18 protein-coding genes are annotated in these 14,790 nt (G+C 56.3%); 9 read left to right on the forward strand and 9 right to left on the reverse strand.

Annotated elements, in window-relative coordinates; genetic code table 11:
• Positions 1-9: 9 nt before the first annotated feature.
• The 6 genes from AC2FLG_RS11080 to mdh form a co-directional block, all read right to left on the reverse strand.
• Complete coding sequence (locus AC2FLG_RS11080) at positions 10-258, reverse strand: hypothetical protein (RefSeq protein ID WP_496696442.1); 249 nt, start codon at positions 256-258, stop codon at positions 10-12.
• A 204-nt stretch (positions 259-462) separates the two neighbouring features.
• Complete coding sequence (gene sucD, locus AC2FLG_RS11085) at positions 463-1,344, reverse strand: succinate--CoA ligase subunit alpha (RefSeq protein WP_109312903.1); 882 nt, start codon at positions 1,342-1,344, stop codon at positions 463-465.
• Between the two features lie 23 nt (positions 1,345-1,367).
• Complete coding sequence (locus AC2FLG_RS11090) at positions 1,368-1,949, reverse strand: hypothetical protein (RefSeq protein ID WP_496706208.1); 582 nt, start codon at positions 1,947-1,949, stop codon at positions 1,368-1,370.
• Positions 1,946-3,139: an ADP-forming succinate--CoA ligase subunit beta gene (gene sucC / locus AC2FLG_RS11095; protein WP_496688984.1), complete on the reverse strand. Its 1,194-nt coding sequence runs from the start codon at positions 3,137-3,139 to the stop codon at positions 1,946-1,948. The genes AC2FLG_RS11090 and sucC overlap by 4 nt, the downstream gene beginning before the upstream one ends.
• 216 nt (positions 3,140-3,355) lie before the next feature.
• A complete protein-coding gene (locus tag AC2FLG_RS11100) occupies positions 3,356-4,204 on the reverse strand; it encodes a putative nucleotide-diphospho-sugar transferase (protein WP_271948429.1) in 849 nt (282 codons plus the stop codon).
• Between the two features lie 69 nt (positions 4,205-4,273).
• Complete coding sequence (gene mdh, locus AC2FLG_RS11105; protein WP_142635480.1) at positions 4,274-5,236, reverse strand: malate dehydrogenase; 963 nt, start codon at positions 5,234-5,236, stop codon at positions 4,274-4,276.
• A gap of 161 nt (positions 5,237-5,397) precedes the next feature.
• Between mdh and AC2FLG_RS11110 the strand changes: the two genes are divergently transcribed.
• Positions 5,398-6,153 (forward strand): sulfite exporter TauE/SafE family protein, encoded by a 756-nt coding sequence (locus AC2FLG_RS11110; protein WP_496700902.1) that lies wholly within the window; start codon positions 5,398-5,400, stop codon positions 6,151-6,153.
• Here the strand turns inward: AC2FLG_RS11110 and AC2FLG_RS11115 are convergent.
• On the reverse strand, positions 6,150-6,449 hold the full coding sequence (locus AC2FLG_RS11115; RefSeq protein WP_271948426.1) for a hypothetical protein: 300 nt from the start codon (positions 6,447-6,449) through the stop codon (positions 6,150-6,152). The genes AC2FLG_RS11110 and AC2FLG_RS11115 overlap by 4 nt on opposite strands.
• 171 nt (positions 6,450-6,620) lie before the next feature.
• Here AC2FLG_RS11115 and AC2FLG_RS11120 point away from each other — a divergent pair, with 171 nt between their 5' ends.
• From AC2FLG_RS11120 to sdhA, 8 genes are all read left to right on the forward strand, one after another.
• Positions 6,621-7,478 carry an HpcH/HpaI aldolase/citrate lyase family protein gene (locus AC2FLG_RS11120; RefSeq protein WP_142635486.1) on the forward strand — a complete coding sequence of 286 codons (858 nt, stop codon included), beginning with the start codon at positions 6,621-6,623 and terminating at the stop codon, positions 7,476-7,478.
• A gap of 6 nt (positions 7,479-7,484) precedes the next feature.
• Positions 7,485-8,039 (forward strand): NnrU family protein, encoded by a 555-nt coding sequence (locus AC2FLG_RS11125; RefSeq protein ID WP_496688977.1) that lies wholly within the window; start codon positions 7,485-7,487, stop codon positions 8,037-8,039.
• Positions 8,040-8,051: 12 nt separating this feature from the next.
• A complete protein-coding gene (locus AC2FLG_RS11130; RefSeq protein WP_142635490.1) occupies positions 8,052-8,258 on the forward strand; it encodes a DUF1737 domain-containing protein in 207 nt (68 codons plus the stop codon).
• Complete coding sequence (locus tag AC2FLG_RS11135; RefSeq protein ID WP_496701747.1) at positions 8,258-9,286, forward strand: MaoC family dehydratase; 1,029 nt, start codon at positions 8,258-8,260, stop codon at positions 9,284-9,286. The genes AC2FLG_RS11130 and AC2FLG_RS11135 overlap by 1 nt, the downstream gene beginning before the upstream one ends.
• Before the next feature lie 50 nt (positions 9,287-9,336).
• Positions 9,337-9,999, forward strand: coding sequence for a DUF1194 domain-containing protein (locus AC2FLG_RS11140; RefSeq protein WP_496706210.1), 663 nt, complete (start codon positions 9,337-9,339; stop codon positions 9,997-9,999).
• A 199-nt stretch (positions 10,000-10,198) separates the two neighbouring features.
• Positions 10,199-10,582, forward strand: a complete 384-nt coding sequence (sdhC, locus tag AC2FLG_RS11145; protein WP_496706211.1) for a succinate dehydrogenase, cytochrome b556 subunit — start codon at positions 10,199-10,201, stop codon at positions 10,580-10,582.
• Positions 10,583-10,593: 11 nt separating this feature from the next.
• Positions 10,594-10,965, forward strand: a complete 372-nt coding sequence (locus tag AC2FLG_RS11150; RefSeq protein ID WP_496691789.1) for a succinate dehydrogenase, hydrophobic membrane anchor protein — start codon at positions 10,594-10,596, stop codon at positions 10,963-10,965.
• Between the two features lie 25 nt (positions 10,966-10,990).
• A complete protein-coding gene (gene sdhA / locus AC2FLG_RS11155) occupies positions 10,991-12,799 on the forward strand; it encodes a succinate dehydrogenase flavoprotein subunit (RefSeq protein ID WP_496706213.1) in 1,809 nt (602 codons plus the stop codon).
• Between the two features lie 78 nt (positions 12,800-12,877).
• On the opposite strand, the gene AC2FLG_RS11160 is transcribed toward sdhA, so the two are convergent.
• Both AC2FLG_RS11160 and AC2FLG_RS11165 read right to left on the reverse strand, forming a co-directional pair.
• Positions 12,878-13,744: an FkbM family methyltransferase gene (locus tag AC2FLG_RS11160; RefSeq protein WP_496706215.1), complete on the reverse strand. Its 867-nt coding sequence runs from the start codon at positions 13,742-13,744 to the stop codon at positions 12,878-12,880.
• A complete protein-coding gene (locus AC2FLG_RS11165) occupies positions 13,737-14,708 on the reverse strand; it encodes a glycosyltransferase family 4 protein (RefSeq protein WP_496693579.1) in 972 nt (323 codons plus the stop codon). Before AC2FLG_RS11165 ends, AC2FLG_RS11160 begins: the two co-directional genes overlap by 8 nt.
• Positions 14,709-14,790: the final 82 nt, after the last annotated feature.

Below are 14,790 nucleotides of genomic sequence, written 5' to 3' on the forward strand. Positions count from 1 at the left end.
GCCTTGCCCCTAATTTTGGACCGCGCAGTCGAAAACTGACTGGCGGCGTTCAAATAGCAGAAGTGAGCTGCCGACCTGAGTATCGGAAACAAGTCTAGCGGATCCTTCAAATTGCGAGCACCAAAAATCGGCAGCTGCTTGCAACTCTTCATCGTCGACACGAATGCTCAAATAAGTAAATGAGATGCGGTCATCGCCCAATGTTTTTGTCGAGCCACCTGTGACGCCAGGAATGGCGCGAACGATAAATTGATCCATCGGTGCTTCACTAGATGCTTCGGCGCTGGCTAGGTTACCTAAGCAGGCGACCGCTACAACGAGTCCTGCCCAGCGGCATCGCCGGGCAGCGTCCGTCCACCCCGTTTTGCCTAAGGCAAACCAAAGAATTGACGGGCAGGCGCTTCGCACCCACCCGCGGTTGGGCGCCGCCCTCAGCTCATATGGGCAACAGGGAGTCACAGCTCACCCAATCGCTTCCAGCACAGCCTCACCCAGCTGTGCGGGGCTTTCGGCTACGACGATACCGGCCGAGCGCATGGCTTCGATCTTGTCCTCGGCTCCGCCTTTGCCACCGGCAACAATCGCGCCCGCGTGGCCCATGCGGCGGCCCGGAGGGGCCGTGCGGCCTGCGATAAAGCCGGCGGTGGGTTTCGAGCGGCCCTTCTTGGCCTCATCCGCCAGGAACTGCGCGGCTTCTTCTTCGGCCGAGCCACCGATCTCACCGATCATGATGATCGAGTGAGTCTCGTCATCGGCCAGGAACCATTCCAGCACGTCGATATGCTCGGTCCCTTTGATCGGGTCGCCGCCGATGCCCACACAGGTGGACTGGCCCAGGCCTACGTCTGTTGTCTGTTTCACAGCTTCATAAGTAAGCGTACCCGAGCGGGAAACGACACCCACGCTCCCGCGTTTGTGAATGTGGCCGGGCATGATGCCGATCTTGCAGGCGTCGGGCGTGATCACACCGGGGCAGTTCGGCCCGATCAGGCGCGAGCTTGAGCCTTCCAGCGCGCGCTTCACCTTCATCATGTCCAGAACCGGGATGCCTTCGGTGATGCAGACGATCACTTCCATCTCGGCATCAATCGCTTCGAGGATCGAGTCAGCCGCAAACGGCGGCGGTACATAGATCACACTGGCATTGGCTTCGGTCACATGCTTGGCCTCGTGGACCGAGTTGAACACGGGCAGGTCAAGATGGGTCATCCCGCCTTTGCCGGGGGTCACGCCGCCGACCATCTTGGTGCCATAAGCGATGGCCTGTTCAGAGTGGAATGTGCCCTGCGAGCCGGTAAAGCCCTGACAGATCACTTTGGTATTTTCGTCGATGAGGACTGCCATTTTGAGGAGTCTCCTAGTTAGATCTAGTTAGTGAGCACAGCACGAAAGTAGGATTTACCATCTACCTTGCCCCTAGGTGAGAAAATGAAGTTCGTTCCACCACGCGCAGACGTTCCGACCGCGCCTGTGTTGGGATCAACACCGATCTCGGCATTTCCATTGTTATCGCCCTCAGTGCTTCCTACTGCGAGTGCAAGTCCCAACAGTTCTGGTTTTTCTTTGGAAACGAATACCATTGAACAACTGCCGTTTGAGTTGCTCTGTTTAACCTTAATCGAAAGGTTCAGTCTGTTGTGGTACCAAGTGCCTGTGTCAGGATTCTGGGTAAACGGCATTTCCTTGAGTTGTTTTTCTGCTCCGGCAAAGGAAGGGGCGGAATTAATGCAGATCGCAAAGTTGTCGATTGTGTCCTGCACTGTTACAGACTGTGATCCAGGGCCCACAGAAGGCGCTGCCGTTGAATTGCTTGGGACAGTTTCCGTACAGGCAGATGTTATCGCAAAGCTAATCATAGCCAAGCCAAGTTTACGAATTCCGACCTTACGACGCCTTGCTACTGACTGGTCAATACAACGCAGCGGCGAGGTTTCCACTTTTGAACTCACCCTTTAACCGCCTTCACGATCTTCTCGGCACCATCTTTCAGGTTGTCTGCCGCGATCACGTCCAGGCCCGAGGTGTTGATGATCTCTTTGCCCTTCTCGACATTTGTGCCTTCCAAACGTACGACCAGCGGAACCTGCAGGCCGACCTCTTTCACTGCGGCCACGACGCCCTCAGCAATCACATCACAGCGCATGATGCCGCCGAAGATGTTGACCAGAATGCCTTTGACCTGCGGATCGCTGGTGATGATCTTGAACGCCTCGGTGACTTTCTCTTTGGTGGCACCGCCGCCGACGTCGAGGAAGTTGGCGGGCTCGGCCCCGTACAGCTTGATGATATCCATCGTGGCCATCGCCAGACCGGCACCGTTGACCATGCAGCCGATCTCACCATCTAGTGCGATGTAGTTCAGGTCGTATTTCGACGCTTCCAGTTCCTTGGGGTCTTCCTCGGTCGTGTCGCGCAGTTCTGAAATATCAGGGTGGCGATACATCGCGTTGCCGTCAAAACTGACCTTAGCGTCCAGCACCTTGAGGTCGCCGCTGTCGGAGACGATCAGCGGGTTGATCTCCAGCATTTCCATGTCCTTCTCGACGAAGGCGGCATAGAGCTGGCTCATCAGTTTGACGCATTGTTTGACCTGTGCGCCCTGTAGGCCCAGCGAGAATGCGATGCGGCGGCCGTGATAGGCCTGATAACCGGTGGCTGGGTCAACCGAGAAGGACAAGATTTTTTCAGGCGTGGCTGCGGCCACCTCTTCGATATCCATGCCGCCTTCGGTCGAGCAGACGAATGAGATGCGGCTGGTCTGGCGGTCTACCAGCAGGGCCAGGTACAGTTCGCGTTCGATGCCGGAACCGGCCTCGATATAGATGCGGTTGACCTGTTTGCCCGCAGGACCGGTCTGATGCGTGACCAGTGTGCGGCCTAGCATCTTTTTGGCTTCCTCCGCGGCCTCTTCAACCGACTTTGTCAGACGGACACCGCCCTTTTCACCGGCATCGGATTCCTTGAAAGACCCCTTGCCGCGGCCGCCCGCGTGGATCTGCGCTTTGACGACCCAAAGAGGTCCGTCCAACTCACCGGCTGCTGTTTTGGCTTCCTCGGCGCGCAGGACCGCGCGACCGTCGGAAACCGGGGCGCCATAGCTGCGAAGAAGCGCTTTGGCCTGATATTCGTGAATGTTCATCGAAACTGTCCCGTCTGACTACGATTGACCGATATAGGCGTGTCTAAGGGGTAAGTTTAAAGGCTTTTTTGATGTTGAGTAGGTTTTTCACGAAGATTTTCATTATTTGTGATCACAGCATTTCAGGGTGTGATCACAAAACTTGAGTCGGTATTGAACGTTGATTCGTCGGGAAATTCACCCAATAGAATATGACGTTTTCAAGCTAGCGCTAACCTATCCGCGTCTGAGGCGGACGATACCCTTTTTAACAGACATCACCAGTTTGCGCAGTTTGCCCAACAAGCCTTTGTCGACCAGTGGTCGGACTTTTTTCGACGCGCCGGGCGTGAGCTGTGCGTCGGCTTCGATAAGGCTGTTGATATGACGTTCGAGATCGGGCCCTACCAAACCGGCGACGGTTCTTGCACTGTCCAGCCGCTTGTCATGACGGCTGTGAAATTTGTAGTGATGCAGCAGGCGCGGGGCGCTGTGCAGAAAACCAAACATCTCGGCCTGACGATAATCGAGGAAGTTGTACTCGGGTGGCAGAACTGCCAGTCGCAACGCGCTGGCAAACAGCTTTTCGCGGATCAGCGCCTGATCTGAGGTCAGGTTTTCCGAGATGATAGTCTCTTGTACATCTCGCAGGAAATCCAGCACTGCGTCCGAAGTGCGAATTCCAACCAGCCCGCCATTGAGATGGGGAAATGCGTTGGGCAGCGGAGTTTTCCAAACACGTTGCGCATGGGCCGAGTTGCGTAAAGGGTCATGGACCATCGCGATATCAAACTGCTCCAGGACGGTGAAGATATCCGACATATCTGCCAGACAGCGCACATCGGCATCCAAATAGACCGTCTTTTCGAACCGGGACCGCACAAGGCTTTCGAACTTGGGTCGGAACCAGCTTTTGTCCAGCATGTGGATTTGGTCAAACACTTCTGTTCCCGGGATGTTTTCGAGGTCGGTGAACAGGTCGACCGGTACATCCGGCATGGCGACCTTTAACGACCGAGCCGCTGCCACCGCTGTTTCGATGTAATCCTTACCGCTTGCGGCAATCACAAATCCCTGGGGCGACATGGCAATCTTCCAAAAAATGACCCGGCCCACCAAAGGTGAGCCGGGCACTGTTTAACGGTATTAGGCGGATCAGGCCAGAGAGCTGTCGATGCCTTTACATGCTTCGATCAAGCCCTTCACGGCGTTGACCGAGTTGTCGAAACCGGCTTGCTCTTCTTCGTTGAGCTTGATGTTGACGATACGCTCGATACCGCCTGCGCCGATCACGGTGGGGACGCCGACATACATGCCTTCGACACCCAGCTCTCCGTCGCAATAAGCGGCGCAGGGCAGGACGCGTTTCTGGTCTTTCAGATAGGCTTCGGCCATTTCGATTGCCGATGTGGCAGGCGCATAGAAAGCCGAACCTGTTTTCAGCAGGCCAACGATTTCAGCCCCGCCGTCTCGGGTACGCTGCACGATTGCGTCCAGTTTCTCTTGTGTGGTCCAGCCCATCTCGACCAGATCGGGAAGCGGGATGCCCGCAACGGTAGAATAACGAACCGAAGGAACCATGGTGTCGCCGTGGCCACCCAGAACGAAGGCAGTGACGTCGCGCATGGACACGTTGAATTCTTCGGACAAGAAGTGGGCAAAACGGCCCGAGTCCAGAACGCCCGCCATGCCGCAGACCTTGTTGTGCGGCATGCCCGAGAATTCACGTAGAGCCCAGACCATCGCGTCCAGCGGGTTGGTGATGCAGATGACAAAAGCATCGGGCGCGTTGGCGGCGATGCCTTCACCGACCGACTTCATGACTTTCAGGTTGATGCCCAGCAGGTCATCACGGCTCATGCCTGGCTTGCGTGGGACACCTGCGGTGACGATGCAAACGTCGGCGCCTGCGATGTCCTCATAGGACTGGGTGCCTTTCAGCTTGGCGTCGAACCCTTCGGAAGGGCCGGATTCTGCGATATCCAGCGCCTTGCCTTCCGGAGTGCCTTCGGCGATGTCGAACAGCACGACGTCACCGAGTTCCTTCATTGCTGCGAGGTGGGCGAGCGTGCCGCCGATCTGACCTGCGCCGATCAGCGCGATCTTGGGTCTGGCCATTTGGAAAATCTCCGGTCGGTATTGAAATCGCGGTTTTGCTAGTCCTAAAACCGGCGCTGCGCAAGCCTTCTGCGGCGCGGCATGCCACCGCATACCGTTTGCATGTCTCCTACCGATTGCGCTAAACCGCCTGTGACTCATGCATATTTACGGGACACCGCATGTTCGAGATGGACCTGATGTTTTTTGCCGTGGCGATCCCTGCTGTGATCTTCGCCGGCATCTCGAAGGGTGGGTTTGGCTCGGGGGTGGCGTTTGCCGCATCATCGATTCTGGCACTGATCCTGACACCGGGACAGGCGCTTGCACTGATGTTGCCAATTCTGATGGTAATCGACGTCGCTACGCTGGGCCCCTATTGGAAACGCTGGAGCTGGCCGGATTCACGCCTGCTGATCGTGGGGGCAGTGCCGGGTGTGGCAGTGGGCGCCTGGCTGTATCGCGCCACGAATGACGACCTTCTGCGCCTGCTGATCGGAGGAATTTCAGTGGGGTTCGTGATCTGGCATGTGGCCCAGAGAAAGGGCTGGATCCGCGGCTTTGCCAATCGTCTGCCGCCATTTGCGGGAATTTTTGCGGGGTTGGTCGCCGGGTTCACCAGCTTTGTCAGTCATGCGGGCGGCCCACCCGCCGCCGTCTATCTGATCTCGCAGCGTCTGTCGAAAACCGAGTTTCAGGCGAGCACTGTGCTGGTCTTCTGGGTCATCAATGTCGCTAAATTCATTCCGTATGCCTATCTGGGTCTGTTCACATGGCACACTGCGCTGGCCGACTTGTTGCTGGCTCCATTTGCCGTGCTTGGTGCATGGCTGGGTGTGCGCGCGCATTTCATGATATCCGAACGCTTGTTCTTCGGTATTGCCTACGTTTTGCTGATGCTGACCGGAACAAAGCTGATCTGGGAGGCCCTGAGCTAGACATTGGGCGGCAGTGCTTCGGCCATATCTTCGTAGGACTGGCCCGAAGCCACAAGGCAGGTCATTCCATCCGGTAATGTCACCGTAATAGTCCAGCTTCCGCTTTGATCAGACGCAAAGACTTCCATCACCGCACCTTGTCGGGCGATGCCAATGCTCTTACGCGTTTCGCCATAAGTCTCGGCCAGTCGAGTTATGACCTCGTCGCGGGGGGCGCAGCTTTGAGCCTGCACCTGCTGGGCGGCCAGAACCATGATACCCAGCCCCATTGTCATATTGAACAGCGTCTTGCTCATCGGTGAACCCTTTTGATTGCGATCTGCCAAGACGGTGACCGTTGCAGACCGAAATACGGTTAAAGGAACGCACGTTGCGTCGTTAATGCTGCGGTGCGGCAAGTTTGCGCTTGAACTTTCCTGCAGAAAATGCCCCATTCTGCGCAACATTATTTCAAGAGGCCGAAGCCAATGGACTCCCGTCAGCGACCCTACCGTTCTGTATTGTACATTCCCGGTTCCAAGGACCGCGCGTTGGACAAGGCCCGCAACCTGCCTGTTGATGCGGTTATTTTTGACCTCGAAGATGCGGTCGCGGCGGACGAAAAAAACAACGCGCGCGAAACGCTGGGGGCTGCCTTGGCTGCTGGCGGTTATGGGGCGCGGGTCAAGATCGTACGAATCAATGGCCTGGATACCGAATGGGGCCGGGCCGATGCCCTAGCCGTGCGGGACATGGACGTGGATGTGGTTCTGCTGCCCAAAGTGAATTCTGCCGCAGATGTGGATGCGTTGGCCGCAATAACCGGTGATCTGCCGATATGGGCCATGATGGAGACGCCGCGCGGGATGCTGAACGCCGCCGAAATTGCCGCGCATCCGCAAATGGCGGGCTTCGTCATGGGCACCAACGATCTGGCTAAGGAATTGCAAACACGGTTCCGCCCAGACCGCCTGCCGTTGCAGACGTCGCTGGGCCTGTGCCTGTTAGCCGCCAAGGCCGAGGGGCTGATCATCGTAGATGGCGTCTATAACGCCTTCAAGGACAGCGAAGGCCTGGCGGCCGAATGCGCGCAGGGCCGCGATATGGGCTTTGACGGCAAGACCCTGATCCATCCCGCACAGGTCGATGTCACCAACGACGCCTTCGCCCCATCGGATGAGGAAATCGATCTGGCCCGCCGCCAGATCACCGCGTTTGAAGAGACCGAAGCACAAGGGCAGGGCGTCGCGGTCGTCGATGGCAAGATCGTGGAAAACCTGCACGTTGCAACCGCCCGTGAAATTCTGGCAAAAGCAGAGGCGATTTCAGCTTTGCAAGCGGGGTAAGCCAGCATGGGCTTTGTTCTTCTGATTCTTGGTGTGGCGCTCTGGTGGGCCGCACATCTGTTCAAACGCGTGATGCCGGACCAGCGCGCGGCGATGGGCAAAGGCGGTGCGGGCGCGGTGGCGCTGGCGCTGCTGGCGTCAATCCTGTTGATGATCTTCGGTTATCGCATGACCGATTTCATCCCAATCTGGTCGCCGCCGACCTTTCTGATCCACGTCAACAACCTGTTGGTGCTGATCGCCATCTATATGATGAGCCCCGCAGGCCAAAAGGGTCGTCTGCTGAACAAGCTGCGTCACCCGATGCTGGGCGGCATGAAGCTCTGGGCCTTTGCGCATTTGCTGGTCAATGGTGATCTGGCCTCAATCGTCCTGTTCGGCGGCTTGCTGGCCTGGGCGGTGGTCGAAGTGATCGTGATCAACAAATCCGAGCCGGACTGGACACCGGGCGAGCCGGGCACTTACGGCAAGGATGCGATGTTCTTTGTCGCGTCGATCGTTCTGCTGGGCATTATCGGCTATATTCACGGGTTGGTCGGCCCGTCGCCGTTTGGTTCATAAAGGTTTGACAACATGGCAACACTCTATCGTCTGCTGACCGAGGAAGACACCGCAGCCTTCTGTCACAAAGTGTCGGACGCGCTGGCAAAAGGGTGGGAGCTGTATGGCGACCCGTCCTATGCCTTTGACACTGCAAACAACGTGATGCGTTGTGCGCAGGCCGTGACCAAAGAGGTTGCGACCGACTATTCCCCTGAAATGAAACTGGGACAGCAATAATGGCAAAAACCAATCCGGGCCGTTTCTTCGAGGATTATTCTGTAGGGCAAGTGCTGCACCACGCGGTGCCTCGCACCGTGACCGATGGCGAACGGGCGTTGTATCATGCGCTCTATCCGGCGCGTCATGCTCTGTATTCCTCGGATGAGTTCGCCCGGAATTGTGGCCTGCCGCAAAGCCCGATCGATGATCTGGCGGCGTTTCACGTGGTGTTTGGCAAGACTGTCCCTGATGTATCGCTGAATGCAGTGGCCAATCTGGGCTATGCTGAGGGGCGTTGGTTGAAGCCGGTTTATCCCGGCGATACGCTGCGGTCGGAATCCGAAGTGATTGGGGTCAAGCAGAACTCGAACGGAAAAACCGGTGTGGTGTGGGTGCGAACCCGTGGCCTGAACCAGCGCGATGAGGTGGTTATTGAGTATGTCCGCTGGGTGATGGTGCGCAAATCGAACCCTGACGCGCCCGCCCCGGACACGGTGGTGCCCGAGTTGAAACAGGTGCTGGAGCCACAGGATCTGGTAGTGCCACAAGGGCTGAACTTTTCCTCCTATGAATTTGTTCCGGCCGGTGAGGCGCATCGGTGGGGCGATTACGCGATTGGTGAAAAGATTGATCATGTGGACGGCGTCACCGTGGAAGAAGCCGAGCATATGCTGGCCACGCGGCTTTGGCAGAACACCGCCAAGGTTCATTTCGATCTGACCTTCCGTCCCGAAGGCCGTCTTATCTATGGCGGGCACGTGATCTCGATGGCGCGGACCCTGTCGTTCAATGGATTGGCAAATGCGCAGATGATCGTCGGGTTGAACGGTGGCGCCCATGCCAACCCTTGCTTCTCAGGCGATACCATTAAGGCCTGGTCTGAGGTGCTGGACAAAGCCGAAACCGGCATCCCCGGCGTTGGGGCGGTCCGGTTGCGGCTGGTCGCCACGAAGGGTGGAGAGCCATTCGAGTTGAAAAATGACGATGGCCGATATCTGCCCAACGTTCTGTTGGACCTCGACTACTGGGCTTTGATGCCAGTCTGACCCCACATTCATTTGAACGCAGCCTGAAATATTCGTGCTAGGCTGTGACCATGTCTCTGCTTCGCTCTTTCGTCGCCTGTTTCTTTCTGGCCCCGACCGCCGAGGCGTGTGATCTTGCTTTGGCTCTGGCCGTTGATGTCTCGGGATCGGTGGATTCGAACGAATACCGCATACAAATGGACGGCCTGGCCGCTGGATTGCGTGACCCCATCGTCTCCGAGGCGCTGGTGCGCGGGAATGCGCGGTTGATGCTGGTCCAATGGACCGGAGCCTCTCGTCAGAAGGTGACGATCCCCTGGACACATATGGATAGCTTTGAAGCCATAGATAGTTTCGCCAACCAGGTGGCCGCAGATGCCAGAGTCTGGCGCAATTTTTCGACTGCAATCGGTGAGGCGCTTGAGACCACAATGTCCAGTTTCAGCGAGGTAACCGAATGCAAACGGCACCTGATTGATATCTCGGGTGATGGGGTTTCCAACGAAGGGGTTGAACCGTCCGAGATTCACGATGTGTTGCGTGGGAAAGGTGTCACGGTAAATGCCATCGCCATCGAGGAAAGCGAACCCGACTTGACGGCCTATTTCTTTGAGAACGTCATTGTAGGTGAGGGAGCGTTTGTCGTTTCGGCGGCCGGGTTCGAGGATTATCCGGCCCGCATCCGAAAGAAACTGTTGCGGGAAGTGACCGAGCAAACGGCCGGTCTTAAATAAGTGTGGCAGGGATTCGGAGCTGCAGGCGCTAACATCTGTTTCGTCTTATTTGATTTGTGATCACAAGAATATTTTGTGTGATCACTTTATCGCTTAATCTGTCATTTTGCGCGAATTCTGAGCTTTTTTGCAGCCGCAGCACGTGACAGTGTCGCAAAAACCAGTAAAACCTTCGGAAGCCAACCGAAAAGGAGCCGCCATGAGCGATGTAAATCGGGGCAACCGCCCGCTCTCACCGCATATCCGCATCTACCGCCCACAGATGACGTCTCTGTCGTCGATCATGGTTCGGATGACTGGATTGGCCGTGTTCGCAATCGCAGCACTTGTGGTGTGGTGGCTGTTGGCGGCGGCAACCTCTGAGGCTTCCTTTGCAGGCATAGACGGGTTTCTGCGCAGCTGGTTCGGTGATCTTGTCATGACCGGAGCGGCCTGGGGTTTGTGGTACCACACATTGGGCCGGTTGCGTCATGTCTTTTGGGATTTCGGCTACTGCCTGGATGTTGATCTCTCTGAAAAGCTGGGATGGGGCATGTTCGTTGGTGCCACGATCCTGACCATCATCACCGTTCTTATGGTTTAAGGAGACGTTCGATGCGATACCTGACTGACCGTAAACGCGCCGAGGGTCTGGGAGCGGGCAAATCCGGAACCCAAGCACATTGGAACACAATGGTTCGGGCGATGATCCTGACCGTTCTGGTGCCTCTCTTCATCTTCACATTTGGGGCCGGTCTGGGTGGAACCTACGAAGAGGTTCTGGCCTATTTCAGCCGGCCATTCCCGGCGATCGTATGCGCGCTGGCGCTGATCGTTGGCCTGTTGCAGCTGATGTACGAAGCGCAAGAGGCCATCGAGGACTATATCCATGGCGTTGCCGAGAAAGTGACGCTGGTTGCGATGTGGGCGTTTGGCTACACGCTGATGGTCGCGGGGCTGTTCGCCCTGGTGAAACTCGCCCTGTGATGATGCGCGGTAAGGAATAAGTACAATGACAGCAGCATATGAATATGAAACCCACGAATACGACGTTGTTGTCGTAGGCGCAGGTGGTGCAGGTCTTCGCGCAACGCTGGGTATGGCGGAACAGGGACTGCGCACGGCATGTGTGACCAAGGTGTTCCCGACCCGCTCGCACACGGTCGCCGCACAGGGCGGCATCGCGGCGTCGCTGTCGAACATGGGTCCCGACCATTGGCAGTGGCACATGTATGACACCGTTAAAGGCTCTGACTGGCTGGGTGACACCGACGCGATGGAATACCTCGCGCGTGAGGCGCCAAAGGCGGTGTACGAGCTGGAGCACTACGGTGTGCCCTTCAGCCGGACCGAAGAAGGCAAGATTTATCAGCGCCCCTTTGGTGGCCACACCACCGAATTCGGCGAAGGCCCCGCGGTGCAGCGGACCTGTGCCGCCGCTGACCGGACCGGCCACGCGATCCTGCATACGCTCTATGGTCAGTCGCTGAAAAACAACGCCGAGTTCTACATCGAATATTTCGCCATCGACCTGATCATGTCCGAGGACGGACAGTGTCAGGGCGTCGTCTGCTGGAAGCTGGACGATGGTACCATGCATGTGTTCAACGCCAAGATGGTCGTGCTGGCGACCGGCGGTTATGGCCGGGCGTATTTCAGCGCCACTTCGGCCCATACCTGCACCGGCGACGGTGGCGGCATGGTTGCCCGCGCGGGTCTGGCGCTGCAGGATATGGAGTTCGTTCAGTTCCACCCGACCGGTATCTACGGCTCGGGCTGTCTGATCACCGAGGGTGCTCGGGGTGAGGGCGGATACCTGACCAATTCCGAAGGCGAACGGTTCATGGAGCGCTATGCACCCCAGTACAAAGACCTGGCACCGCGCGACTATGTCTCGCGCTCGATGACTATGGAAATCCGCGAAGGACGTGGTGTGGGTGCAGAGGGCGACCACATCCACCTGAACCTCAGCCACTTGCCTGCCGAGGCATTGGCCGAACGTCTGCCGGGTATTTCCGAAAGCGCCAAGATCTTTGCCGGTGTTGACGTGACCAAAGAGCCGATCCCGGTTCTGCCAACCGTGCATTACAACATGGGCGGTATCCCGACTAATTATTGGGGTGAGGTTCTGAACCCCACCGCCAAGGACCCCACCGCTGTGGTCCCGGGCCTGATGGCTGTGGGTGAGGCTGGCTGCGCCTCGGTCCATGGGGCGAACCGTCTGGGCTCAAACTCGCTGATCGATCTGGTGGTCTTTGGCCGCGCGGCGGCGATCCGGGCCGGCAAGGTTGTGGATGCCGATAGCGCCAACCCGGTTCTGAACCAAGGGTCGGTCGACAAAGCCTTTGATCGTTTTGACGACGTCCGTAACGCCAGCGGAGCGATCCCGACTGCCGATCTGCGGCTTGAGATGCAAAAGACCATGCAGGCTGACGCGGCCGTATTCCGCACCGCCAAAACCATGGCCGAAGGCGTTGACAAGATGACGGCGATTGCCGCCAAAATGGACGACCTGAAAGTCACCGACCGCTCGCTGGTCTGGAACAGCGATCTGATGGAAACGCTGGAACTGACCAACCTGATGCCAAGTGCGCTGGCCACCATCGTCGGTGCCGAAGCGCGCAAGGAAAGCCGTGGTGCCCATGCGCATGAGGATTTCAGCGAACGCGACGACAAAAACTGGCGCGTTCACACGGTGTCCCGCGTGGACGGTAATAAAGTGAACCTCAGCTATCGCCCGGTGATCGTCGATCCGCTGAGCACCGAAGCAGAAGGCGGAATCAGTCTGAAGAAAATCGCGCCCAAGGCGCGGACTTTCTGATGTGATTGGGCAGTCCGCGACCAACCACCGGACTGCTCAAATTCTATGGGTAAGTAATATCTGTACTTAGCCAATCGGCTATGGCGAGATGAATGTTTCAATGTACTCATTCACATCGGCTTCAGAGATTTCCTGACGCTGTGCCAATATATCGAGAATTTTCAGGCTGACATCTGTGAACCTAAAAACACCTTCGGTTAGAATTGCCAGTCGCTTTAGTATCTGGCTGTTCAGCTCTGCAGGATCAGACAAGTCTCTGAGATAGATAATGTCCCCGTCCAGCATTTGTGTCGATTCAAAGTCCGAAAGAACTCCTGACCATTTCGATATGACCAGCCTGTTCTCGATATGCGCAAAACTATGGGGCAAAAACCCCAATTTTCTGAGAAATGTGTCAACCTCGCCAAAACCTGGCTGATTCTCGTACAATGGAAAAAACGACACTTCGGTCTGTATGGCGGCGACATTTTTCAGCGTGTTTTCCGCCGAGGTAAACACCGAAAGTTCGGCGCCCTGAATGTCAATTTTCAGAAAATCCACTGGACCCAAACCTGCGATATCATCCAGCCGCTGGGTTTGCATCTCCATACTGCCAATTTGCCTTGCAGCTTTGCGTAGGCCGCGCAGGTAAAAAAGTGTTTTTTCCCTTATTTTCAGCAAGGATGTCAAACCCGAGCCCTTGTAGATATTCAACAAGGCCGGTTTGCCGTCTCCGACTGCAAAGTTGAAATACTCTTCATTTTCACCTTTATTGCGGACGACCTCTTTCATCGTATTTTCCTGAGGTTCGAAACCGACGACATTGCAATATTTGTTCTTAAGTAGGTCACGGTAAGGGGCGTCATGGCGCATTGGATTGGCGCCAATATCGGCAATGCGTACAATACTGGTCAAATCTAGAAGATCGTACAAAGCAGAAATGCGGGCGTTGAAAAGATTATCCATTTCTTAGAACCGTAAGCGCTTCGGCCAACTTGCGGCTGATCCGCTCTGGCGCGCGCTCCTGAGCGAATTCGAAGCACGCCCTACGTTTTTCAGCGAGTTCTGAATCGGACATTTCCATCACCTTCATCATCATGCGGATCAGTCCTCGAGGGTTTTGTGCCGGATACAGTAGATCATGACAGGATTCCGGGGTCGTCTGCCGGTGGGGTTCAATGTCCGGGGCGACAACTGGCAAGCCGAAGGTCATGGCAAGCATTGCGGTTCCAGAGGTGAAGGTTTGTGTAGATGGCAAAACATAGGCGTGAGCTTGGGAAAAAACACTCGGAATAGCCTCATCTTCTACGCGTTCGCCTATCACGGTTACGTTTGAAATGGCGTCCAGCCGTCGTACCAATCGCCGACTGGGCCGAAAGACTCGGCCTACCACTGACATATGAAAGTCGAAACCCCTGTTGGTTAGCTTCCGGATGGCGAAATGAAGCCGGTCCAACTCGCGGTTTCCGCGCATCGCGCCAAAGGTCAAAAAATGGGTCTGATCGCGTGGTTGCATCAGGCGCGCAAGCGTGATTTCAGCGCTTTCATAAACGCCTAGATAGCTTGGGTGAGGGATCAGGCAAATCTTATTCGGCTCCGCGTCATATTGGGCGATCATATGTTGTCGCGCATTTGGGGTATGGACATGGATCATATCGACCAGCTCTGCCAACTTGCGTCGCGCCGCGTGAAATCCATCGTTGCCCTCACGCGCTGAATGCGCGGCGCGATTGTGAATGGTCCAGATGACGCGACCACCGTTTGATTTATACAGCTCAAGTCCCGACACGGCATCTTGAAACAGAGCGTTGTTCGCGGGATCTTCACCATCCTTGATCGGAAACAGCCTGTCATCCCATTGGATATGCAGGATTCCGTGTTCGGTCTGAAACTCTGGTTTCGCAATCTCTGCAAAGTTCAGCTGTTTCATTGCAGCTAGAGAAAACTCTGGCTCGCATGCGCTGTACATCATGTTTTGATATGGGTTTTTGGTGCCGTAGGGAATATTCAAT

Source organism: Ruegeria sp. CDSA193, assembly GCF_059611885.1.